Raw genomic sequence first — 23,977 nt, 5'->3', positions numbered from 1 at the left:
ATGCCGCTCACCTTAAGTGAACGGCATTACTGCTATATGCAGCGTTTTTTTGCCTCAATAACGAGTCAGCTATTTAGACGCTAAAAAATGTATACTCCTATAAGGTTGTACCTTTATTTACAATTAGGTCTATAAGCGGTGGCCTGATAGTCCGCATAGGCTGCAGGCATATTTGCTTGTAAGTTATCAATTCTTGTCTGAGGGGCAGGGTGAGTAGACAGAAGCTCCATCGGGCGGTTACCTCCACTTGCAGCATCCATGTTTTGCCATAAGTTCACAGATTGCCTTGGATCAAACCCAGACTTTGCCATAAGTTGAAGACCGATGACGTCAGCTTCTGACTCGTGCGTTCTGCTAAACGGAAGCTGAACACCTACTTGAACGCCTAAACCAATTGCAGCCATTATAGGGCCTGATTGAGGGACTTCGTTCGCAGCCAGTATTTGGCCTACCGCTTGACTACCTACATTAATCAGTGTTGATTGAGACATACGCTCGTTACCGTGCTCTGCAATGACATGGCCTACTTCATGGCCAATAACAGCTGCAAGTTGATGCTGATTTTCAGCAACATTGAGCAAGCCTGTATAAACTCCAATTTTTCCACCAGGCAGCGCAAATGCATTAACCTGTTCATCGTCAAACACTACCACTTCCCACTGACCGCCAAAAACACTTTCGGGCACTTGGGCAGTAATGGCGTTTGCAACACATTCCACATAGGAGTTCTGTACTGCCTTGTTAGAAATTTTAAGTTCTTCTTTCATTCCCGAAAAAGCTTGGTCGCCCATCTGCGCTAATTGAGTTTCCGAATACAGCAGTACTTGGTTCCTGCCTGTAGGTGAGGTCGCACAGGCGGTTAGTGTAAGTGCAGCAGCAATGACCGCTGATGCAGTGAATTTCAATTTCATGGTTAATCCTTTTGTTTACTGAAAACACCATTTTTGTATATCAGTTACTAAAAAATGCCTGTCAGCTTGTACGTCTATTTAGCAGTATTAGTATCAGATACTACTAATAAAGAAAACTAGACGTTAGCGCTAAAGCGCCTATGTGCCGCTTTCGAGCAGACCTATCGAATCAATTTGACTACAAAGTAGGTTGAAATATCTCCTTACAATTGGCATTTAAATACGTAAATAGTTGCTTTTTTATAGAAAAGTTACACGCTTTTGCCTTCTTAATATTTGTGTCATAAACTGATTCTAATTTATACATAGAAGTTACATAAATTTTCTGGTGTACTAGAGCTAGGAACTTCAGATTTATCGGATCTCCGACGTACAACAAAAACAAATAAAAAGGAAAGCAAATGGCAGTGCGTAATAAGTTTAAATATGGATTACTCGCATTTTTAGTTTCAGCTGCGCTCACGGGATGCGGCCTTGATGGTGACGATGGTGCTCAGGGTGAGACTGGGGCACAGGGGCCGCAGGGCGAACAAGGTGAACCAGGTACTGATGGCAGCGATGGCACCGATGCTTCCATTGGTATTGCGATGGATATCGTTGGGCGCGCCTTTTTAGGCAATCAAACAGCGGCTGAAATTGTTCAGTATCATGCTGGTACCAGTACCATTTATGCTACAAACGGTGAAACTAACACAATTGCGGTTATTGATGCTTCTAGCGTCAATACTGCAACAATGTCAGATCCAATCAATACAACCACACTTACGCCAACCACTATCGCATTGCCTGCCGATATTAACGGTGTAACGCTTGGTAGCCTAACAAGTATTGCAATAAGCGGCGATCTCATGGCTGTTTCTGTACCTGCAGACGTTAAAACTGATAACGGTTATGTGTTGTTCTATAATGGGCTAGACAGTTCTGCTCCTGCGTTTTTGGATTCTGTCGAGGTCGGCGCACTACCTGATATGGTCACTTTTACCCCCGACGGTGGTAAGGTGTTAGTGGCAAATGAAGGTGAGCCTTCTGATGACTACACTATCGATCCAGAGGGCTCAATTACTGTTATTAATATTCTAGCCAGCGGAGAGCCTGAAGAAACTGGTACTACGATAGGCTTCACAGCGTTCAATGGTACTGAAGCCGATTTGATGGCACAGGGGATGATGTTCCCAAATCCGGCGGGCCAGACTATTAACGGCACTGTAATTACCTCTACGGTTGCGAAAGATCTTGAACCTGAATATATAACGGCTACCAACGACGTTGCTTATGTGAGCCTTCAGGAAAACAATGGCCTAGCAATCTTAGATTTAGAAGAATTAACCGTTGATGTTGTTGGTCTAGGCGCTAAATCTTGGGCTGGGCTTAACATTGATATTCAAGAGAACGATGCGGTTAGTTTTGGACAATATACCGGCCTTTACGGGGTATATCAGCCTGACACTATTGCTAACTTTACGTGGAAAGATGCAACATTTATCGTAACCGCGAACGAAGGTGATGCCCGAGAGTATTTCTTTGCAGCTGCCGATGCAGCGGCATGTACTGCTGCAGGTGGTGTAGACTTTGACGAAGACGATGGTTGCCTTGCTTATACCGATGAAGTGAAAGTAGAAGACCTTACCGCTGCTGCCAACTCTGAATTAGCTATGTTACAGGCGACAGGTGAAGCGGACGTCTTACGTGTAACTTCAGCTATGGGTGATGCTGATGGAAACGGAGAGTACGATGCAGCGTATGCTTACGGTGCACGTTCATTCACCATCTGGGATCAAAATGGTTTAGTGGTCTATGACTCAGGTGATGATTTTGAACGCATTACTGCTTCAGTTCATGGCGCACAGTTCAACAACGGTGACGATGAAAACGCAGGCGACTCGCGCTCTGAAAATAAAGGTCCTGAGCCAGAAGCGTTAACCGTGGGTCAAGTTGGCGATCGCACTTACGCGTTTATCGGCACAGAGCGTATGGGCGGTATTTTCGTATACGACGTTACAAACCCTTATGACGTTCAATTTGCAGAATATGTAATTAACCGTGACTTAACCGAAGGTTTGACAAGCGATGATGTCATTGGTGACCTTGCGCCTGAAAGTCTGGTTTTCGTTAGCGCTGAAGACAGCCCAAGTGGTGTGCCTCTTCTTGTAGTAGGCAACGAAGTTAGCGGCACAGTAACGGTGTGGCAAATCAACCAGCTGTAAGCTCCCGCATTGATTACATGAAACCCCGCTTTGAAGCGGGGTTTTTTATTGGTAGCTTGCCAGACCTTCCCGAAGGCCGAGTTTAAAGTGTCCTTACTCTTTTTTGTGTTACCTTGATGTAGAGCCACTATACCAGCGAAAACACGCCACGGTTACGAACATTTTAAGTCTCGCTGAGTGGGTAATTATCTATGCGGGCTGGTATTAAACGGAGGAATAGAACTTTCCTTGCGTTCACTATGGTTACACCGTTTAAGGATTAGGGTAAGCTATAACCCATAAAACGCAGTCGTATTTTTAAAGGTAAATACGATTAGGCTCAATTGCACTGGTATAGATGCGTTTAGGACACAGAGTAACGCAATGCTCAATACCACCGTAGTGCTATCAAATAATAGAGAATGCCTATGTCTCAGCAAGTTGTGATTAGTGGTGTGGGTGTATGGCACCCTAAAGACAGTATAACTAACGAAGAGCTAGTAGATAGCTACAATGCTTACGTAGATGCGTTTAACGAAGAAAATAAAGCGCAAATCGAATCAGGTGATGTAGCAGCAATGCCTTATTCAAGTGCAGAGTTCATCGAAAAAGCATCAGGAATTAAAAGTCGCTACATCTATCAAAAAGAGGGTGCGCTAGACATCACTCGAATGAAGCCTAAGATTGCCCCTCGAGCAGATGACGAACTTTCTCACCAAGCCGAAATTGCCGTCGAAGCAGCCAGGTTAGCTCTGGCATCCGCCAATGTTACTGCCGATGAGATTGATGCTGTGATTGTATCGTGTGCATACACCCAGCGTGCTTATCCTGCGATTGCAATTGAAGTACAAGAAGCCCTTAATATTGAAGGGTTTGGTTTCGATATGCTAGTTGCTTGTTCTGCAGCAACGTTCGGTATGCATCGCGCCTATGAAATGCTGAGCGCGAAAAATGCGACTCGCGTGTTGGTTATTAACCCTGAGTTGGTCTCACCGCAAATTAACTACGCTGATCGCGACAGTCACTTTATTTTTGGCGATGTGGCTACGGCGACTGTGCTTGAGCTTGCTGAAACCGCCAAAAGTGAGCACGTATACGACGTGCTAAGCACCAAGGCATTGACGAAATTCTCAAACAATATTCGTTCTAATTTTGGCTACATGACACGTGCCGAAGACGTTGATCCGTATGGACCTGATAAGCTGTTCCATCAAGCGGGTCGCAAAGTTTTCAAGGAAGTGTGTCCATTGGCAGCCGCGCATATTGAAGCGCATTTAGCGAGTCACGACATTGCGCCAGAAGGCGTCAAGCGTTGGTGGCTTCACCAAGCTAATATCAATATGAACACCTTGATTTGCAAACGCCTGTTAGGTCGCGATGCTGACCGTACCGAAGCGCCAATTGTGTTGGACGAGTTTGCAAACACTGCTTCTGCGGGTTCTGTGATTGCGTTTGGTTTAAACCATGAAGACCTGGTTGCCGGTGACGTGGGAGTACTTTGCTCTTTCGGTGCAGGGTATTCAATTGGCTCACTAGTGATCCGTAAACGATAGTTTTTATCATAGCGCGGGCGATGCCTGCGCACCGTACCTAGCTGAAAATGCTAAGTGCTGTTGAAGGTAAGATATAGTTAACATTGTCGCCAGTGCCAGCGCGGCCGATCAAGTGGCCTGTTTTGACACTGTGTCGCTAAAGCAGGGACGTTGCATCAATGCGCACCCCTGTATTTCATCTCCTAAATAATGATAATAAGGGTGAGATAAAAGGATGATTTCAGATGTAGGCTATGGGTTAAATAGTCTGGCGCACTTAGCCCTTTTATTGCTGTTGTTAACGGTACGCAAACCCGGCGTAGCCAAGCATTTATTGGTATTGGCGACCGCAGCCACCTTTTTATGGTCTACAACCTTAATCACTTCGCTATTTGGACCTATCTCGCTAAGCTGGTTACTCAGCGCTGACGTGCTTAAGCAGCTCGCATGGCTACTCTTTTTGGCTGGCTGTATACAAACCAGCTTTAGTAATATCTTCGACGTTCTAAAACGACCTGTAACGTTAATTATTATTGCCCCCGCACTAGCAGCATTGCTAGCCCCTTATCTATTGGTAGTAAATCCCGCGTGGAGCTTTCTTGTACTGATCGTGCTGTCATTAGAAGTGCTTGTTCTTCTGGAAGTTGTGTATCGACAGGCGGGGCGTGAGCAGTGGGCGTTTAAACCCATTATTATTTATCTGGGAGCAACCAACCTGTTTGAGTTCGTTACCTATGCAAACGCTACCATGGTAAACCAGGTTGAAATTGGCTATATAGCGGCACGAGGCTATATTTACTTCTTGTTAATGCCCTTACTCGTCATATCGATTCGACGAATTCATCACTGGGGCATTGATATCTTTATCTCGCGGGACGTGGTATTGCACAGCTCTCTACTCTTAGTGGCGGGCGGTTATCTTTTTGTGATGGCTGTTGTCGGCTACGCCATAAATTATATGGGAGGCAACTGGGGAGCGACGGTTCAAATCATATTGGTTGTGATGTCATTCGCATTGCTCGCCACTGTATTCTTGTCCAACGGCTTTCGCACTAAGATAAAAGTATTTATCACTAAACATTTCTTTGCGAATCAGTTCGACTACCGCGTTGAATGGGTGAAATTAACGCAGTGGTTAACACGTGCAGGGGATACCTCATCAGATGTTTACTACGCTGGCCTAACAGGAATGCTTAACGCCATTCAATATGAGTCAGGTCTGCTGTTTAAAGTAACGCAGAATGGCTATGAATGCGTGGCTAAGGCATCACCTATTACAAACACTGCGTCAACAGATAACAATGAATCGTTAACTGATTCGAAAGAAAACAACGCTACCTGTACAACGTTAGAAACGCTTGCAAGTTATAGCGACAAAAATGGCTGGATTATTGATACTGATGCCTACCTCGTCAAACCATTCGATTACGAGGGGTTAAAGCTAGATAGAGATGCACTAAAAGCATGGGGCTACCAACTCTTCGTGCCTTTCTTAAAAGATGGGAAGCTGTGGGGATTTGCTGTTCTCGCGTCAGGAGACAATGAAAAAATCAGTTTAAATTGGGAAGTGAAAGACTATCTAACCGCCGTATCTGAGCAAGTAGGCACGTACATGCAGCACCACGAGGCGGCTCAAGTGGTAGCAGAAAACGCCCAATTTGCGGCATTCAATCGAATGTCTGCGTTCGTTTTACATGACTTAAAAAATGTACTAGCTCAAGTCGACCTTATTCTTGCCAATGCTCAACAGCATAAACACAACCCTGAATTTATCGAAGACACCTTCGAAACCTTGGAGCATACTAAGGCAAGAATGGAAAAAATGCTCAAACAGCTGACTGATAAGAAGGCCGTTGAAGAAGGTGTAAACTCAGAATTTTTGATTTCGGAGCTGGCCAAAGACGTGGTCAACAACCGCTGTTCAGGTTTACGTCCGCTACCAACAGTTCATGTGCTAAAAGAAACGGCCGTGACGGTTGATAAGGATAAGGTGGCAAACGTGCTTTATCACCTAATCAGCAACGCTCAGCAGGCAACTGCAGATGACGGAGAAGTCGACGTGGTGATTACTGGAAATTCTGACAACAAAACGCAGCTAGTTTTGATAGAAGATACAGGGTCAGGTATGGATAAAGCGTTTATCGAAGAGCGCCTATTCAAGCCATTTGATACCACGAAAGGCAATGCTGGTATGGGTATTGGTGCATATGATGCAAAAACATATATCGAGTCTATCGGTGGCAAACTAACTGTTCAAAGTGAACCTGGACGCGGTAGCTGTTTTACACTGTATTTTCCGATAGGATAGGGTGTATAACTAAAAAGTGGATGAAGCATTATCAAATCCACTCCCTTTCGATGGATGAAGTAGAATAATAGGATGATGAAATGACCGATACCATTTTGGTAGTAGATGATGATTTAGGTATCCAAAAGCAACTTAAATGGAGTCTTACCGATTACAACGTTGTTTTTGCAGACGATCACACATCTGCCATAGCCCAGCTCCGTCGTTTTGAACCTAAGGTTGTTACCCTAGATTTAGGGCTTCCGCCAGATCCAGCGAATGCGTCGGAAGGTTTGCGTATTCTTCACGACATCATTGCGCTAGCGCCGAGAACTAAGGTGATCGTGGTGACTGGCAACAGTGATAAGCAAAATGCGCTTAAAGCCATTGATTTTGGTGCCTATGATTTTTATCAAAAGCCTATCGATTCAGATACCATTAAACTGTTGGTCAATCGTGCTTTAAATTTGTCGAAGCTGGAGCATGAGAACAGCATTTTATCGCGCACCCGTTCAGGCATGTCTAGGATCGTCGGCAATAGCGAGGCTATTCAAAAAGTAGTGCGCCGAGCCGAGAAAATTGCTAATACCGATATCAGCACTTTACTGCTTGGTGAAAGTGGTACTGGTAAAGAAGTATTTGCGCGCAGTATTCATGAACACAGCCCAAGAAAAGATAAACCATTTGTGGCGATTAACTGTGCATCAATACCCGAGAACTTGTTAGAAAGTGAGTTGTTTGGTTATGAGAAAGGGGCGTTCACTGGCGCGAATAAAACCACCATAGGTAAAATTGAAACCGCGCAAGGCGGTACCTTGTTTCTCGATGAAATAGGGGACATGCCAATAGGGTTACAAGCTAAGATGCTCCGCTTCTTGCAGGAGCGAGTGATAGAACGCGTGGGCGGGCGCAATGAAATTCCTGTTGATATAAGGGTTATCTGTGCGACTCACAGAGATTTGCAGGCCATGGTAGCGCAGGAAACTTTTAGGGAAGATTTGTATTACCGAGTAGGTGAAATGCCCATTGTAATCCCGCCGTTGCGTGAACGAGATCAAGATATCATTCTGCTGGCCCGTACCTTCTTGAACATTTACCGCGAAGAGTTTAAAGCTAAGGCTAAAAGCTTCTCTGAAACCGCTGTTAATGCCATGTTAGCTCACAAATGGCCAGGTAACATTCGTGAAATGCAAAACAAACTCAAGTCAGCGGTGATTATGGCGGAGGGGAGCGTGATACAGCCGGATGACCTAGGATTAATGCCAGTAGATGCCCATGATGAGCCTGAAACATTAAACTTACGTGAAGTGAGAGAAATAGCTGAAAGCCGCGCCATACGTAGGGCTTACCAAAAAGCAGATAAAAACATGTCTAAAACGGCAGAACTGCTTGGCGTTACGCGACCAACATTATATTCGCTTATTGATAAATATCACATGGAAGATATTAAAAGTAGCGATTAAAGGCAGAGCATGGCACCAGCCACTGCGAGTGCTTAATAACTGGGACGAATGACTTTTCACCCCACTTATTAAGCCGTTAAAAACACGCATTATGCAGGCTAAACATCATATGCAAAAGTTTTTAAAGCATAAACTGGCGATGTGGTTCCGCTAGTGCGTCGTGACCCGTAAATGTCACTTCAAGTCGTACTTTATTTGGATTAAGTTCTACAAAAATGACGCTTGCACACACATTACATACGTGATGCGTTTCACCGTTAGCCTCATGCAATTTGGCTAACGAGAAAGGAGCACAGTCGATAACAAGCCTTTCTTTTTCAACTGTCATACTCAGTTGACTGGTATCTGTTTGAGTCAGAGTTTCATTGTCGGCTTCTAATTCATCCAGATGTTCAATTTCATATTGAATGGCTTGGCAGTGACAGCTTCCTCTATACATATTTCACTTCCTCTACTGCTATTTATCAAGGGTATCTGGCCACTTGATACTCGCCACATTGTTAAATGATGTGGCAATTCTTGAACCAGGAAAATTGAATTTAGTATCTAACAACGTTGGGTGCGCTCTAGGGCTTGTTAGTGTTTCTATAACACCTACCCATCCGTTACGGCCAGAAAGTTTAGTGGCGTAAAGCGCATAATCTACTACAGCAAACGTTCGCTTCCATGCAGCATCAAAATCATCCTCTTTGTCAGGAGGAAGCAATGAGAAGCCGATACTACAGGTAATATTGATGGGAGCTTCTTGGCCAATATCAAAAGACGTGCGAGCCACCATCTCTCGACAGCGCTCAGCCAATTCTGGCAGTTCTTCTCTATTAGATTGGCGACATACGACTAAGAATTCTTCACCGCCCCATCGAATTATGAGATCGGTCTGTCGGAATACTTCTTTTAATACGTTAGCGAATGCTGATAACACCTTGTCACCCGCCATATGGCCGTAATCGTCGTTAATACGTTTAAAGTGGTCGATATCAATAAGCAGACAGAGTAAGTCTTGTTTCGTTTTATTAGCGTTTGTATTTTGTTTTACTGAAAATTGACTGCGCCTTATTTCACCCGGTAGTTGTGACTCAAGGTAGTGCCTGTTGTACAAACCCGTTAACGGATCGCGCAGGCTTACCTCTTCTAGCGTCTTGTAGGCTCTTTCTAGCTCTTGATTTTTTTCTTGGAGGGTCAACGTTTGCTGTCTAACTTCTCGGCGCAGAATAATGGTTTGCTGGCGCTGTTTGTATCGACTCCAGACTAAAAATGTCAGCAACAAAGCAGCTAACGACACACTCCAAAACAAGGTGGTTTGTAAGTTTTCACGCTCAGCTTGTGCAAGCACAAGTTGCTTCGATTCTTCTAACTTTTCTAGCGTGCGAGACTGGCGCACAAGTTCGATTTCAGCCTGAAGCCCTTCTATGGCGGACCTGTTTTCTGAGTCCAGCAATCTTTCACGCAACTGTTGAATGACTGATTGAATGTCCAGCGCTTTTTTAAACTCCCCAAGCGAAACAAAAGCACTAAGCTGTATTGATAGAAAACTCAACTGCCCCCGAATATCCCTATTTTTTCGCGCATCAATAGTACCCGTTCGTGCTTCTGCTAAAGCCAGTTCAAAGCTCTGTTCTTTCATGTACGCTTGCGAAAGGGCCAGCCGTCCCTCTTTCATTAATTTGGCTTGCCCTGATGAACGTGCAAACTGCATGGCTTCTTTTAACAGCTCCCTGCCTTTTGCGACATCGCCACTTTCTACAAGTGCGTTGCCCAATAGCATTTTTGCTTGTGCGATTGCACCAACGTCATCGGTAGAAAGCAGTAGGGTCAGAGCGTCGTCGATAGTCCCTATGGCTTGGTTAATATCACCGACTTTCAGTGCTAATGCACCCATACGTGCTTTTATGATACCAAGTAGCCTAGGCGTACCCGTGTTTTCAATGCTATCAAATGCATCTTGGTAATAGGTATGGGCCAGAGCCGCTTGGTTGAGTAAACTATAAATGTCGCCAATACGGAGAAGCGAGAGGCTCATTTCATTAGCCATTTTATTTTCACGGAAGTAACGCAGGGCTTGTTTTAACGGCTCAAGCGCGGTTTCTATTTCCCCTTGGTCTTGGTGAATTATGCCAAGTTCAAGGTTTAATCGTGCTTTTAAGAGGTCATCTTGTTCAATCTGTGCAATAGACATAGCGCGTCTTACATAAGTCATTGCGGTAGAGTAGTTAGATAAATTCCTCTCCGAAGTAGCAAGTTGAAGAAGGGTTGACGCTATTTTGTCGAGATTGCCCTCGGCGGTATAACGCTCGAGCGCAGCGTTAAAAATAGCTTTTGATACTTCAAAACGAGATGCGTTTTGAAGTAGTTGACCGAGTGTTGAAAAAGCATCGGCGGACAAGTACTGTTGTTGCAAGGCTTGCTCTAATAACAAAAGTGCCTTGCTGTCAGCATCAGTGTATTTTTTAGCCTTCAGAAGGTTTTCAACGTTTGTAATTTCGCTATTATTTAAATTGATAGCTATTGCCGGTCTAATCGGCACAAGATACATCGCAAATAGTAGGGCACACAATAGCACGCGCACTGTGCTCAATCCTTCACTGCCCATTCTGTTGTATCTCCCATACGCTGTCAGAATATACTGTTACTGAGTATCTCAAGGGCCTTTCGCCCTAGCAACATTATTATTGTGAAGAATAAAACGTTTTTAATATGTATTTGGTTTTATACTTTAGTCTAATTTGTGCTGTTTTTTTCAATCCACTCCCGAATTAGTGCGGACTTTGCTTTACCTGTTTGCTGGGCAATATTTGCAAGTTTCTCAATGCATTGCGGTGTTAAAGTAAAAGTAGCATGTCGCATACCCTTTGGTTTTGCTGGTTTTCTTATCGGTACAACGCAATCTGTGCGCATGCTTTTTAATTCGTTTTTAGCCGCCGATGATTGCTTTTTCCCTACTTTACCCTGCGCATAAAGCAATGCATCATCGATAAAATCTTCTACAGATCGAAGGTTGGGCTTAGCTAACGGCTTCGACTTTTTGAGGTTGAGTAAACTCATAAGCGTCCTCCACTTTGCCAGCTAATAACTCTTCAAACAGGGTTCTTATTTCTGTAGCCGCCTTGCCCTCTGGCTCACTTTCAATAACAGACTGCCCCGACTCTTCCGAGTCGTCATACATGTTTCGACTAAAAGTGACAGAGTTCAGGACAGGTATACCAAATGAACGACACACTTCTTTTGCCTCAAGAATACGATTTGCCAGGCTGGGAAGAGAAGGGCATTGTGTGATAACAAAGGCAGCGTTCATTTTGGGGTTAACCATCTTACAGGTAGACAATATATCTTCCATGTGAGGCACTGTTTTTAGGTCACGACGCTTAGGTCTAAGTGGAATAAGTATATGGTCAGCGACCGCCATTGAAGAACGTAAAGCAAGGTTGTCTTGGCCACCACAGTCGATCACAACGTAATCGTAATACTGACGGAGACTAAGTAATTCGTTACGTATTTTTCCGTATAACTGAACGCAATTTATTTCGGCCAGACGTGGGTTAGCTTTGCGTTCTTGGATCCAGTCTGATGTCGTTCGCTGCGGGTCACAGTCAACCATTAACACTTTGGCACCTTTTTCAGTGCGAAGATAAACCGCAATGTTTTGTGCTAGGCAGCTCTTTCCGCTACCGCCTTTTTCTCCACCAACCAAAATAATCATGGTGATAACCCTCGAATATCGCTTATGTTAAAGTACTGAGCGTTACGGAGGAACGTGAATAATGTCACGACCGAACCTAACCTCGACTAAAAGCATAGGCAGCCTATGAACTAGGTTCAGCATCAAAATCGATATTAACGAATGTAAGACAATACCTATTGATTTGTGCAAAAACTCGTTCTAGTCTTCTTACTTCATCAATAAGATTACCGATAAGAGGTTGTTATGTCAGAAAGTCGCTTTACTTCCAAAGAAGGTCAAAAAGTACCTAGCGTGTCATTTCCATGCCGAGAGGGGGATGCATGGGTAACGAAAACGACAGATGAATTATTTTCTGGCAAAAATGTCGTGGTGTTCTCACTTCCTGGTGCTTTTACGCCAACCTGTTCCTCTACCCACTTACCTCGCTATAACGCTTTAGCGAAAAAGTTCGCGAAACACGGCATTGATGACATTGTTTGTGTATCGGTAAACGATACTTTCGTTATGAATGCATGGGCCGCAGATCAGGAAGCCGCTAACATTACTGTTATTCCAGACGGCAACGGTGAATTCACTGATGGCATGGGTATGCTTGTAGATAAAGCGGACTTGGGCTTTGGCAAAAGAAGCTGGCGTTATTCAATGCTAGTAAAAGACGGCGTGGTAGACAAAATGTTTATTGAACCTGATGTTGCCGGCGACCCGTTTGAAGTGTCAGATGCAGATACCATGCTGGCTTACATTGCGCCAGAAGAGCAAACCAACGCACCTGTTTCTATTATCACAAAACCGGGTTGTCCTTTCTGTGCTAAAGCGAAAAAACTGCTTGATGAAAAAGGCTACGAGTACGAAGAAATTGTGTTGGGCAAAGATGCTTCACTGACCAGCTTAATGGCGATTAGTGGTCGCGAAACCGTGCCGCAAGTTTTTATTGGCGGTAAGCATATTGGTGGTTCTGATGATCTAGAGGTGTACTTTAGCTAACGTAATATACGTATTAATCGTCACAAGAAACGGGAGCATGGTAAACTGCTCCCGTTTTTTATTAATTATCCGTAGCGGAGAATAATGGTGTCATCGAAGTTTTTTGTAAAATTGCTCATAGGTATTGTTGCGCTTTTAGGTGTAAATATGGCTATGGCCGCAAATGTGTCGATACCCGATACTAGCGAAATGAAAAGCAGAAGTTTTTCAGATCTTCAAAATCAGTTCAAAGCATTTTACGAAAAAGAATGGGGCCAAACCCAGCCGTGTAGAGAAACGGCACTTAATCGTTTTTCGGTATGCAGCAACGTATTGCGAAATGAAGGCAATTCGCCTTTCATGCTGACCAACAAATCAAGCAGCAAGGTGGCAGTGCTTATCCACGGCTTAAGCGACTCACCTTTCTTTATGCGTGAAATCGCTAACATCTTATTTGAACAGGGTTTTACCGTAGTTGTGCCCCTTTTACCTGGTCATGGTAAACGAGATGCCGATGATGACATGTCTGACTGGGATTTAGCAGAGCGCTGGCAGTCACACGTTGATGAAGTCATTAAATTGGCTGATAGCATGGGTGATACTTTGCTAGTAGGTGGATTCTCTACAGGTGGTGCACTGGCTGTTGAACATTATTTAGATAATGCCAATAACGAAGTAAATCATATTAATGGTCTTATGTTATTTTCTGGCGCGCTGGCGCTGTCTGATAACGCTGAAAGTATGTCTCGAATTTGGGGCATTAAACTTTTAGCACGAGTGATTGATGGAAGCTATCAAACCCACGGCCCCAACCCTTATAAATATCCAAATGTTGCAGGTTTAGCAGGGTTGGAATTGATGGATTTAATTAACATCATTCGGAACAAAGTCGAGGAAGGACAGCAAATTGAAGTGCCACTATTTGCCGCTCATTCTCAAGCTGATGTAACTACGCCTATTCATGGCATAGAGCAGTTAATGGAAGCAAGTAAAGGGCCGAATACCTTTTTTGTTATCGATGAATCGTACGGGTTGTGCCATGCAGATTTAGTTGTGGATACAAACTTGCTCAATAAAATGAATTTCAACGCAAGCATGGTAAATCAGCAAGAAGAATGCGCTGTACCTAAGGCAAACCCACTGTTCTCAACCATGGGCTTGATGTTGAAAGATTATTTGTCGCAGTTTGAATAAATTTTTAAGCGTGATGAAACATTCCCTTGCCTTTACTGCTCGGTGACATCACGCTATCATTTGAGCGAATATTAAGTCGATACAGCAATATTCTGAGTACAGTACTTGAAAATGTTTCGGATTATCTTAACGCCTAATGGGTATAAGTCGACGAATGCAAGTTCGTGGGTTCTTACCTTGTTTCTAATGATGGCTCTCGTGTCGTCAGGTAGCGCTGTATCTATTGAACATTCATACGAGCATGCCCATTCAATGTCGGTGATGACACCGCAGTCGGATGCAGCTAATGCTAACCATCAGGTTCAACCCCCTGAGTCTGCTAATTCACATTGTCAGCACCAAGAGTTGTTATCACATCATGCGGATTTGAGTGCTAAAAACAGCATGAGCAAATCCGCTCAGTTCGACGGCGTCCAAGTTAGCGATGCAGGCGTGAATAGCGCGAAAGCAGCGCAGATGAGCGACATGTCTTGCTGCAAGGATGAATGTAATTGCCCAACCGATCATTGCTTTAACCTTAGCGCGAGTGCGCTTATCCAGCCTACAGTCGAGACCGAAATATCGGTAGCCAGAATGGCTGCCACTGCACCTATTCTAGGGCAGTGTACATCGCCTCACTTCGGGCAGTTTCGCCCACCTAAATCACTCTTCACAGCATAGATCTATCTCGCGGATTTGTTTTTTCGCGGCAGAGACAATTTTGATTCAACGAGGTGTCTTTTCTTTTAGAGATGTCTCTACTCTTTTATCTAAGTAACGCGTGGTAAGTGGTTTTGCTAATTCCCTTTGTCGAATTTAGCGAAGAACGGTGCAACGTCATCACGCCTTACACCTGAAAAGTGATGTTATACATGAGCAACTATTCGGTACCTGAAAAAGTGGGCACTGCTAGGCTTAGTAAAATAAGGGACTTGTTCGCCTTGTGTTTTGTGCTTTCTTTTTGTTTGATGTCTATTAAGCCTGTCGAGGCCCAGACTTTAAGCCTAGAACACGCGCTGCAGCTAGCTATTCAGCATGACCCTTTACTCAAAGGGAATGCGCATCGAAAGGATCGCTTTAATGCAGAAGCAGAAGCGTCATCATATTGGGCAAACCCTCAGGTTTCAGCGTCTGTGCAAAACTTGCCTACAGACGGCTTCGCATTTGACCAAGAGCCTATGACGCAATTTAAAGTTGGTTTGAAGCAGCAGTTACCGCGAGGCGATGAAAACCTTTACAGCCAGCAAAAGTATCAGGTTATGGCTGATCAAATGTCGGTAGAGAGCTAAGCGAGAAAGGCGTGGCTTAAGCGTGAAGTCACGCTTACCTGGTTAAACTGGGTTTACGCAGCACGTCGCCTTGGCTTATTAGACAAAGAGAAGCTATTGCTTACACAGCTGCTCGATTTTACCGAATCCAGATACAGCCAAGGCGTTGGTGCAGCGGCGCAGCAAGACATACTGCAAGTGCGCTTGGCATTGTTGTCACTAGACGACAAATATGTGCAGGCCTACCAGCAAAAAAATGAAGCGAGATCGGCACTTTCAAAATGGTTTGGTGCGCCGCTAGATGACTCTGTAAGCGCACCGCTGGCTCAATCAACGCAAGACGCCATTGAAGTCGATGCCATTTTAAATGACCGCAACCTAAGCCTTTCTTCGTTCTTAACGGTTATTGATAGCAGTGAGCCTTTTTCAATACTACAGCATCACCCCGAGGCAACATTACTTAAGATTCAAACCCAGATAGAGGCGCAAAATTTAAATATAGCGCGAGAACAAACTAAGTCTCAGTGGGCATTTGAAGCAAGCTATGGATACAGACAAGACGCGCAAAATGGCGCAAGCCGGGCTGACTTTGTGTCACTTGGTGTTCAAGTAGACCTTCCGTTTTTCAATAAATCTCGTCAAGACGCTTCAATAGCCGCTGCGGCTTCCAAAATGAGTGCGTCTGAAACGGACTTCCGCTTGAAAGTGAACGAGCTTGCCGCGAACGCAGAGGTGCTTAAATCACGCTTGTCAGCGCTAAGTGAGCGCAAAGCGCTTTATGAAACGGCGTTAGTTGGTGAAACACAGCAACTTTCTGAAGCTGAACTGACAGCTTATACCACAGACACCGGTGATATCGGTGATGTTGTCAATGCCAACCTCAAGCAAGTACAGGTACAGGATGATTTACTCAAAATCGACATCGAGCGCGCCAGAACATTGGCGTCACTTGCATATTTGTACCTGCCCACTCACGCCCATTTTTCGAATAAAGAGTAGTTAATATGACATCTTCAACTAACCCTGCTCCAGTTACAAAAAGCACGCTAATAAAGGGCTTGCTAATAGGTCTGCTATTTGGCGGCCTGTTAGCATTCGGCTTGGCCTCACTATTGTTGTCTGATTCATCAAAACACGGAAATGACGAAAGTGCCCACAGCGATGAAAGTGCCTACAGCGATAAAAGTGCCCACAGCGATAATAAAGCCCCTTTATATTGGGTAGCGCCTATGGATGACAGCTATCGCCGTGACAAACCGGGAAAGTCACCGATGGGAATGGACTTGGTGCCCGTATACGCCAACGACGAAGCAACATCTGCGAAAAGTAATGAGCGTACGCCTGGTACCGTAATGATTGCGCCAAATGTACAGCACAATATAGGTGTTAAAATCGCGCCCGTTACCATTGGAACACTTCAACAGACCGTAACGGCGGTGGGCAACGTTGCCTACGATGAAGATAGCATTGTGCACATCCACCCTAGAGTATCAGGTTGGGTCGACAGGCTTTTCATTAAATCTCAAGGTGAGCAAGTAGAAAAAGGACAGGCACTTTATACCCTGTATTCGCCAGAATTAGTTAGCGCACAAGAAGAATACGTTTTAGCTCTTAAGCGAGGAGATTCACGTTTAATTCAGGGCGCAGCCGAGCGCCTAAAAACTCTAGGGCTATCAAAGGGCGTTATCGAAGAATTGCAGAAAAGTAGACGGGTAGCACAAACCGTCACATTTAATGCGCCGCAAAGCGGTGTAGTAGAAGCGCTGAATATTCGGGAGGGGTTTTACGTTCAGCCCGGGACAACCTTGATGAGCATCGCACAGCTAGATACGGTGTGGGTGATTGCAGAAGTACCTGAAAAGTACGCGCAAGTCATAGCGCCTCATAATGGCGCTGTGGTTACCCTCGACGAAATGGACCATGCGACTGATGCTAAATGGCAAAGCCACGTAGAGTATATTTATCCGTCTTTGTCAGAAACTACCCGAACCTTGAAAGTGCGCATACCGCTAAACAATAACAATCACACGTTAAAGCCCAATATGTTTGCTCACGTTGCAATTACGCCTACTCAACGCAAAGCGGCGTTACTGGTTCCTCGCAGTGCCGTTATTCGCACGGCTGAGGGCGCAAAAGTGGTACTCAGTGATGGCGATGGCAATTTTAAGTCGGTACGCGTAACACTGGGACAAAGCGATAGTACACATTTTGAAGTAGTTGAAGGCTTGCTCCCAGAGGATGATGTTGTGGTATCAGCACAATTTTTGATTGATTCAGAGTCGTCGAAAAGCAGTGACTTTGAACGAATGAAAGCGCCCGATCACCAGGCCACGACAACAGGTACTATAGAGGCAATTGATTTGCCGACTGAAAACGAAACGAATGGCGCTTCGAATAACGCAAAGTTAGTGATCGCTCGCGGGCCGATTGAAAAATGGGGGCGGGGACCTGCGACAATGTCATTTACGGTATCAAAGCATATTGACTTATCTCAGTTTAGTGAAGGTGACAACATCATGTTCACCTTTGTGACTGGAAAAGAGTTCACGGTTATTGATATGCGTAAACATAGTGAACATGCCATGGACAAGGGCATGGTGCATGACTCAGGTCACAGTAATCATAAACATGATGCGGGCGAGCGGAAGGGCGATGAAAACCAAAGCGATGCTCACAAGTCGATGGTTCACAAGTCGGCAGAACAAAAATCGATAAATCATAAGGAGCATATGCACCATGATTGAATCGGTAATTCGCTGGTCGGTAAACAATAGAATAATGGTAATGCTGAGCGCTATTATGCTCAGTATTGCTGGTGTCTGGGCGGTGAAAAACACCCCCGTTGATGCTATCCCTGATTTATCTGATGTCCAGGTCATAGTGAAAGTAAACTATCCCGGTCAGTCGCCGCAAGTGGTGGAAGATCAGGTGACGTTTCCTCTCACCTCTGCGCTAATGTCAGTGCCTGGCGCACAGACGGTGCGAGGGTATTCATTCTTCGGCGATGCCTACGTATATATAATCTTTGATGACGATACAGACATGTACTGGGCTCGAAGCCGTGTTCTGGAATACTTAAGCCAAGCGTCTTCGCAACTTCCAGAAGGCGTGACACCTCAGTTAGGTCCAGATGCGACAGGGGTAGGTTGGGTTTACATTTATGCGTTGGAGAACGATGCTAGTCAGCCAAATGCGCTAGATGCTGGTGAATTAAGGGCGTTGCAAGACTGGTTCTTGAAGTTTGAGCTTCAGTCAGTTGAAGGCGTATCTGAAGTTGCGTCTGTTGGAGGGATGGTTAAACAATACCAAGTTATTGTCGACCCTGAAAAATTACGTGCCTATAACATTCAGCCATCCATGATAGAAATTGCCCTTAAACGTGGTAACCGCGCGTCAGGCGCTTCGGTTATTGAAATGGCCGAGGCAGAGTACATGGTTAGTGCGCAAAGCTACATTCAGGGCATTGATGACATACTGGCGTTGCCCACAGGCGTTATCAAAGACGGCGTTAGCATAACGATTAACGATGTAGCACAAGTGGTAGAAAGCCCGTTGATGCGCCGCGGTATTGCTGAACTAAACGGGAATGGCGAAACCGCGGGTGGCATTATAGTTATGCGCTATGGCGAAAACGCTAAAGCCACTATCGATGCGGTCAAAGCTAAGCTGGATTCATTAAGAGCGAGCTTGCCGGAAGGGGTGAATATCGTCCCCGTGTACGATCGCTCCACCCTTATTGATAAGTCCGTCGATACCCTCACCAATAAGTTGGTGGAGGAATTGCTGGTTGTTGGTTTGGTATGCGCTATCTTCTTGTTTCACATACGTTCATCTATGGTTGCGCTAATCAGTTTGCCTATTGGTATTCTCGCCGCCTTTATCGTAATGAAGCTGCAGGGACTTAATGCCAACATCATGTCTTTAGGTGGCATTGCTATCGCTATCGGTGCAATGGTGGATGGCGCTATTGTTGTGGTTGAAAATTTACACAAGCACATTCATCAGCATGCTGTTTCATCAAGTCAGGGAGCCTCAGCGAGTCAAAGGGATTCAGCGAGTCAAAGGGATTCAGCAAGTCAGGGGGGACAGGGAGTGCCCAGTCGCGAACATCTATACCAACCTCTGCGCCAACATCTGCAAAGCTTTCGGCAGCCAAACGTTGGGAACTGGTGATTAAGTCCACCACAGAAGTTGGCCCAGCTTTATTCTTTGCGCTCCTAATAATCACTGTATCCTTTATTCCTGTTTTTGCGTTAGAAGCACAAGAAGGGCGTCTTTTTGCGCCTCTTGCCTTTACCAAAACCTATGCCATGGCAGCAGCTGCGGCGCTGGCAATTACTTTAGTTCCTGTGCTGGCGGGTTATTTCGTACGCGGAAAAATACGATCTGAAGCCCAGAACCCGGTAAATCGAGCTTTAGAGCGCGTATATCAACCATTGCTGACGCGGTTGCTTAACTACCCACTGCTCACTTTGGCGGGGGCATTTTGCTTGTTGCTTTCCATGTACTGGCCGTTAAGCCAACTAGGTAGTGAATTTATGCCCGAACTGGACGAAGGCGATTTGATGTATATGCCTACTACCTACCCAGGTATTTCAGTGGGTAAAGCCAGAGAGCTTTTACAGCAGACGGATAAGCTTATTGCAACCTTACCCGAGGTTGAAACGGTATTCGGGAAAATTGGACGCGCAGATACGGCCACAGACCCTGCACCATTGACGATGATTGAAACCTTCATTCAGCTTAAACCGAAAGCGCAGTGGCGGGCGGGCATGACCACTGAAAAGCTCAAAGAAGAGCTTAATGCTCTGGTGCAATTTCCTGGGCTGACCAATGCGTGGGTAATGCCAATTAAAACCCGCATCGACATGTTGGCAACCGGGATAAAAACCCCTGTTGGGATCAAGATTGCGGGGCCTGACCTGGCAGGCATTGAAGCCATCGGAAAGGATATAGAGACACTGCTTAAAGACCTGCCCAACACAGCATCAGTATACGCTGAGCGGGTAGTAGGTGGCCGTTATGTTTATATCGATATCGACAGGCAGTTGGCGGCGCGTTATGGCATGACGATAGACGATGTTCACAGTATTGTAGGCTCGGCAGTGGGCGGCAAAGTGGTTACGCAGTCAGTGGAAGGGCGTGAGCGTTTTCCTATTGCCATGCGTTTTTTACAGCACTACCGCGATACGCCTGAATCTTTAGCATCCATGCCTTTCGTCACGCCAAGCGGTGTTCACATTACCCTTGGCGATGTGGCAACTGTGCGTATTGACGACGGGCCGGCAGGGATTAAAAGCGAAAATGCCCGATTAAATGGGTGGGTATACATTGATATCTCGTCAGACTCGGCCACAGGTATTGACTTGGGGGGCTATGTAGATAGCGCGAAACGTCATTTGTCACAGCACCTTGATTTACCCACTGGATACTCTATTACGTGGGCGGGGCAGTTTGCTTACCTTGAGCGCGCGAAAGCAAAACTGTCGGTGGTTATACCGCTAACGTTGGCCATTATCTGCCTTTTGCTTTATCTGGCATTTAAACGCCTTCGCGATGTGGCACTCATACTCGCTACCTTACCGTTGGCGCTGGTGGGCAGTGTATGGTTGCTTTACCTTCTTAACTTCAATCTGTCGGTGGCGGTAGGTGTTGGGTTTATTGCCTTAGCAGGTGTAGCGGTAGAAATAGGCGTTATCATGCTGGTCTATCTAAACCAATATGTATCAGATGCACTTACTAAGCACGAAACAGAAAATGGCAACACTAAAAAAGATGCGCTTGTGAAAAAGGCTATTGTCCATGCCGCCTCGGCAAGACTTCGCCCAGTTATGATGACATCGCTTTCTATTATTGTTGGCTTGTTGCCTGTGCTTTATGCCACTGGAACTGGTAGTGAAGTGATGCAGCGAATTGCGGCGCCTATGGTAGGCGGTATGGCGAGTGCACTGGTATTAACACTGTTGGTATTGCCAAGCGCGTTTTACTTAATTGTGTCACGCAAAAAATAATAGAGTTGAAAGTGCAGTAGAGTAGATAAAGCATGTGGAAGCGATAACACGCTTCCCTACGCTTCATTTTTAAGGCGTTGGGCGACTAGTGCGCTGCCGCATGATTTTCCGTATAACCTTCCGCATGCTCTTTCGCATAATCCTCAACTTGTTGCCAAACGCGCAAAAGGTTTCCGCTCAATATCTTTTCGATGTCGGTACGGCTATAACCTCTATCCAGCAATCCTTGTACTAGGTTTGGAAAACTCGCCACATCTTTAAGCCCAATGGGGAGTGAGTCACCTACACCATCATAGTCTGAACCAATACCTACATGATCAACACCAATAAGTTTTACCACGTGATCGATATGGTCAAGCACTTCATCAAGGGTTGAATAAGGGTAAGGTACTTCTTTGCGATAATTCTCTTCAAAGTTCTCTAGCTGAGGGCTCTCTTCACCTTCTTTTTCAACCAAGGCTTTGCGCGCTGCAGTAAGGCCACTACGCCACTTGCCAGCTTCCTTAGAAACAAAACTAGAACCAAAGTTAATCATGATCACACCGCCATTTTCGCCGAGTTTTTTGATCATCTCGTCGTCCATGTTGCGCTCAAAACCGGGGGTAAAGCGGCGCAGTGAAGAGTGCGATGCTATGACTGGTACCTTTGTTAACTCAATAACTTGGTAGAAGGCGTCGTCAGACACATGAGAAATATCTAGCATGATGCCGATGTTGTTCATTTCGCCCACTAAGGTTTTGCCAAACGGGCTAAGGCCTTTCCATTTTCTGCGCAGGTCATACGAAGAGTCAGAAATATGGTTGGCTTGACTGTGGGCGAGGGTGATGTAGCGAATGCCACGCTCGTAAAAAGCCGTTAAATTAGCTAAATCACCTTGAATAGGCGAACCATTTTCCATGCCCATTGGCAGTGAAATTAACCCTTTTTCAAATTGGGATTTTACGTCCGAAGGGCTTTTAGCAATGGCAAATTTATTAGGTGCACGGGCAACAATGGCTTCTACTGAATCGATGAGCTCATGGGCAAGCTGCGTAGATTCTGGAGAGTTGTCTAAACTAGCAGGTACGTAAATACTCATAAAAGGAGCGTTCAAGCCGCCAGATACTGCGCGAGGGTAATCGAAGTCACCGCCCTCGGTGGCTTTAGTCACATCAACCCACTTTTCCTTTACGCGATAAGGTACATCGATGTGACCATCAACAATAATAGTTTCTTGTGCGATCTTAATAGCTTTTTCAGATGCTGAATAAATTGAGGTCTCAGCAAATGCAGAGTGTGAAGCAAAAAGCGCAGAGATAAATAATGCGCAAGATGAGAGTGGGAAGCGCCCCTTCATAGAAAATCCTTATTTTGTTTTTTTATCGCTTAGGTCAACAACCGCTAACTTAATAGCAATACGAGACTAAAGGATAATGCTCACTGCGACAATAGGCTTTTACTTGCTACGCATTTACCTCAGTTCGCTCTTGTTAACCCCTAAATTAGTCGATATTGCTCATTTTTAGAGCGCTTGTGCTTGTTTACTTCAAGTTTACATTGCAATAAAAATTTAAAACTTGTTATGGTGAAGACTGCGTGACTTCATTGCGCGAATACGGGATACTCCCAAGCGCTCCGCCAATTATCGATGACTACTATGCATCAGCGCGGCCGACGTAATTTTTTAGTGGCACCCGCTCTTCTCACAAAATCAAGCCGGGGCCACAGCTAACAAGTATGAGAAATAAATATGGCTATTAATTTTGTACCGCTAGATAAAGAAAAGCATAAAGACCTAAAGGTTGCGGTAAACACATCTTTCAGCTTTGCGAAAAATACACACCTTGCAGCAGCAACTATCCGTGAGTTTGCACAACTAGCTGCAACAATGCCGCTAGTGTTCATTGAAGACACTACGTCTAAGCGTCACCACGTCGTGACTATGCTTGGTATGGAACAAGGTCAAAACCTTTTTCTAACTGGCGACAGCTGGAGAGGCCCACACGTTCCAATGAACATCCTTCGCTATCCGTTTGATGTGCGTCCAGACGGCGACAAGCTTGGCGTTTACATAGATGAAAACTCTGACCTTATTTCTGACGAAGGCCAAGCGCTATTCACTGAAGCGGGTGAAGCAAGCGAGTTCCTAGATAGCCGTCAGAAATTCCTAGCAGACCTAGCGAATAGCGAAATGCTAACTCAGCGTTTTGTTGCTAAAGTGGTTGAACTAGACCTGCTTGATCAAATTCAAATTCGCCTTACCTACAAAGATGGTAAACAGCGCAATGTTACTGGCATGATGAGCATCAACGAGAAGAAGCTTCTTGAACTACCAGAAGATCAGGTGCTTGAGCTACACAAGCAAGGCTTCCTAGGTGCTATCTACGCAGTCATGATGTCTGTTGGGCAGCTAAACCGCCTTGTTGAGCTTTCCAACGACACAGAAAACCCAATTCGCAGCATGCAGCTTTCTGCGGTTAAAGCAGAAGAAGCAGCACCTGAAGCGGCGCCAAACGCGTAATCGCTCC

Annotated in this window: 16 protein-coding genes and 2 pseudogenes; 12 read left to right on the top strand and 6 right to left on the bottom strand. The window is 45.2% G+C overall.

Features of this window, described 5'->3' with window-relative positions; genetic code table 11:
• Positions 1-113: 113 nt before the first annotated feature.
• A complete protein-coding gene (locus ACX5KA_RS06460) occupies positions 114-911 on the bottom strand; it encodes a M48 family metallopeptidase (RefSeq protein ID WP_039218718.1) in 798 nt (265 codons plus the stop codon).
• Between the two features lie 401 nt (positions 912-1,312).
• Between ACX5KA_RS06460 and ACX5KA_RS06455 the strand changes: the two genes are divergently transcribed.
• From ACX5KA_RS06455 to prsR, 4 genes are all read left to right on the top strand, one after another.
• Complete coding sequence (locus ACX5KA_RS06455; RefSeq protein ID WP_334056689.1) at positions 1,313-3,115, top strand: choice-of-anchor I family protein; 1,803 nt, start codon at positions 1,313-1,315, stop codon at positions 3,113-3,115.
• Positions 3,116-3,522: 407 nt separating this feature from the next.
• Positions 3,523-4,647 carry a beta-ketoacyl-ACP synthase III gene (locus tag ACX5KA_RS06450; RefSeq protein WP_458730698.1) on the top strand — a complete coding sequence of 375 codons (1,125 nt, stop codon included), beginning with the start codon at positions 3,523-3,525 and terminating at the stop codon, positions 4,645-4,647.
• A 214-nt stretch (positions 4,648-4,861) separates the two neighbouring features.
• Complete coding sequence (gene prsK / locus ACX5KA_RS06445) at positions 4,862-6,934, top strand: XrtA/PEP-CTERM system histidine kinase PrsK (protein WP_458730697.1); 2,073 nt, start codon at positions 4,862-4,864, stop codon at positions 6,932-6,934.
• An 80-nt stretch (positions 6,935-7,014) separates the two neighbouring features.
• Positions 7,015-8,376, top strand: a complete 1,362-nt coding sequence (gene prsR / locus ACX5KA_RS06440) for a PEP-CTERM-box response regulator transcription factor (protein WP_039218707.1) — start codon at positions 7,015-7,017, stop codon at positions 8,374-8,376.
• Between the two features lie 121 nt (positions 8,377-8,497).
• Here prsR and ACX5KA_RS06435 read toward each other — a convergent pair whose 3' ends face one another.
• From ACX5KA_RS06435 to ACX5KA_RS06420, 4 genes are all read right to left on the bottom strand, one after another.
• Positions 8,498-8,815: a GFA family protein gene (locus ACX5KA_RS06435; protein WP_039218703.1), complete on the bottom strand. Its 318-nt coding sequence runs from the start codon at positions 8,813-8,815 to the stop codon at positions 8,498-8,500.
• An 18-nt stretch (positions 8,816-8,833) separates the two neighbouring features.
• Positions 8,834-10,966, bottom strand: a complete 2,133-nt coding sequence (locus tag ACX5KA_RS06430; RefSeq protein WP_334056696.1) for a diguanylate cyclase — start codon at positions 10,964-10,966, stop codon at positions 8,834-8,836.
• A gap of 128 nt (positions 10,967-11,094) precedes the next feature.
• The gene (locus tag ACX5KA_RS06425) at positions 11,095-11,418 is read right to left on the bottom strand and encodes a replication protein RepA (RefSeq protein ID WP_202942065.1); all 324 of its coding nucleotides are present in this window, start codon (positions 11,416-11,418) and stop codon (positions 11,095-11,097) included.
• The gene (locus ACX5KA_RS06420; RefSeq protein WP_014950447.1) at positions 11,378-12,073 is read right to left on the bottom strand and encodes an AAA family ATPase; all 696 of its coding nucleotides are present in this window, start codon (positions 12,071-12,073) and stop codon (positions 11,378-11,380) included. The genes ACX5KA_RS06425 and ACX5KA_RS06420 overlap by 41 nt, the downstream gene beginning before the upstream one ends.
• A 225-nt stretch (positions 12,074-12,298) precedes the next feature.
• On the opposite strand from ACX5KA_RS06420, the gene ACX5KA_RS06415 reads away from it, so the two are divergent.
• The 7 genes and pseudogenes from ACX5KA_RS06415 (at position 12,299) to ACX5KA_RS06385 (ending at position 21,470) form a co-directional block, all read left to right on the top strand.
• A complete protein-coding gene (locus ACX5KA_RS06415) occupies positions 12,299-13,039 on the top strand; it encodes a glutathione peroxidase (protein ID WP_202942066.1) in 741 nt (246 codons plus the stop codon).
• Between the two features lie 84 nt (positions 13,040-13,123).
• Positions 13,124-14,212, top strand: a complete 1,089-nt coding sequence (locus tag ACX5KA_RS06410; RefSeq protein ID WP_202942067.1) for an alpha/beta hydrolase — start codon at positions 13,124-13,126, stop codon at positions 14,210-14,212.
• 111 nt (positions 14,213-14,323) lie between these two features.
• On the top strand, positions 14,324-14,872 hold the full coding sequence (locus ACX5KA_RS06405) for a hypothetical protein (RefSeq protein WP_232380270.1): 549 nt from the start codon (positions 14,324-14,326) through the stop codon (positions 14,870-14,872).
• A 182-nt stretch (positions 14,873-15,054) separates the two neighbouring features.
• Positions 15,055-15,738: pseudogene (locus tag ACX5KA_RS06400) on the top strand (TolC family protein); the annotation flags it as partial.
• Between the two features lie 42 nt (positions 15,739-15,780).
• Positions 15,781-16,458 carry a TolC family protein gene (locus ACX5KA_RS06395; RefSeq protein WP_458730700.1) on the top strand — a complete coding sequence of 226 codons (678 nt, stop codon included), beginning with the start codon at positions 15,781-15,783 and terminating at the stop codon, positions 16,456-16,458.
• A gap of 5 nt (positions 16,459-16,463) precedes the next feature.
• Positions 16,464-18,203, top strand: coding sequence for an efflux RND transporter periplasmic adaptor subunit (locus ACX5KA_RS06390; RefSeq protein ID WP_458730696.1), 1,740 nt, complete (start codon positions 16,464-16,466; stop codon positions 18,201-18,203).
• Positions 18,196-21,470: pseudogene (locus ACX5KA_RS06385) on the top strand (efflux RND transporter permease subunit). The gene ACX5KA_RS06390 and the pseudogene ACX5KA_RS06385 overlap by 8 nt, the downstream one beginning before the upstream one ends.
• An 85-nt stretch (positions 21,471-21,555) precedes the next feature.
• Here the strand turns inward: ACX5KA_RS06385 and ACX5KA_RS06380 are convergent.
• Complete coding sequence (locus tag ACX5KA_RS06380; RefSeq protein ID WP_458730695.1) at positions 21,556-22,806, bottom strand: dipeptidase; 1,251 nt, start codon at positions 22,804-22,806, stop codon at positions 21,556-21,558.
• Between the two features lie 393 nt (positions 22,807-23,199).
• Here ACX5KA_RS06380 and ACX5KA_RS06375 point away from each other — a divergent pair, with 393 nt between their 5' ends.
• Entirely contained in the window at positions 23,200-23,970 is a 771-nt protein-coding gene (locus tag ACX5KA_RS06375; protein ID WP_039218682.1) for a SapC family protein, read from the top strand.
• Positions 23,971-23,977 lie beyond the last annotated feature (7 nt).

Source organism: Alteromonas alvinellae (assembly GCF_902705805.1).
Note: the sequence above shows the minus strand (reverse complement) of the source record. Positions and strands in the feature narration are given on the sequence as shown.

Bases quoted from the DNA above. Each gene is read 5' to 3' on its own strand.
- ACX5KA_RS06410 (WP_202942067.1), top strand. From the start codon at position 13,124: ATGGTGTCATCGAAGTTTTTTGTAAAATTGCTCATAGGTATTGTTGCG.
- ACX5KA_RS06455 (WP_334056689.1), top strand. From the start codon at position 1,313: ATGGCAGTGCGTAATAAGTTTAAATATGGATTACTCGCATTTTTAGTT.
- ACX5KA_RS06420 (WP_014950447.1), bottom strand. From the start codon at position 12,073: ATGATTATTTTGGTTGGTGGAGAAAAAGGCGGTAGCGGAAAGAGCTGC.
- ACX5KA_RS06405 (WP_232380270.1), top strand. From the start codon at position 14,324: ATGTTTCGGATTATCTTAACGCCTAATGGGTATAAGTCGACGAATGCA.
- ACX5KA_RS06460 (WP_039218718.1), bottom strand. From the start codon at position 911: ATGAAATTGAAATTCACTGCATCAGCGGTCATTGCTGCTGCACTTACA.
- ACX5KA_RS06430 (WP_334056696.1), bottom strand. From the start codon at position 10,966: ATGGGCAGTGAAGGATTGAGCACAGTGCGCGTGCTATTGTGTGCCCTA.
- ACX5KA_RS06415 (WP_202942066.1), top strand. From the start codon at position 12,299: ATGTCAGAAAGTCGCTTTACTTCCAAAGAAGGTCAAAAAGTACCTAGC.
- prsR (WP_039218707.1), top strand. From the start codon at position 7,015: ATGACCGATACCATTTTGGTAGTAGATGATGATTTAGGTATCCAAAAG.
- ACX5KA_RS06435 (WP_039218703.1), bottom strand. From the start codon at position 8,815: ATGTATAGAGGAAGCTGTCACTGCCAAGCCATTCAATATGAAATTGAA.
- ACX5KA_RS06450 (WP_458730698.1), top strand. From the start codon at position 3,523: ATGTCTCAGCAAGTTGTGATTAGTGGTGTGGGTGTATGGCACCCTAAA.
- ACX5KA_RS06390 (WP_458730696.1), top strand. From the start codon at position 16,464: ATGACATCTTCAACTAACCCTGCTCCAGTTACAAAAAGCACGCTAATA.
- prsK (WP_458730697.1), top strand. From the start codon at position 4,862: ATGATTTCAGATGTAGGCTATGGGTTAAATAGTCTGGCGCACTTAGCC.
- ACX5KA_RS06375 (WP_039218682.1), top strand. From the start codon at position 23,200: ATGGCTATTAATTTTGTACCGCTAGATAAAGAAAAGCATAAAGACCTA.
- ACX5KA_RS06380 (WP_458730695.1), bottom strand. From the start codon at position 22,806: ATGAAGGGGCGCTTCCCACTCTCATCTTGCGCATTATTTATCTCTGCG.
- ACX5KA_RS06425 (WP_202942065.1), bottom strand. From the start codon at position 11,418: ATGAGTTTACTCAACCTCAAAAAGTCGAAGCCGTTAGCTAAGCCCAAC.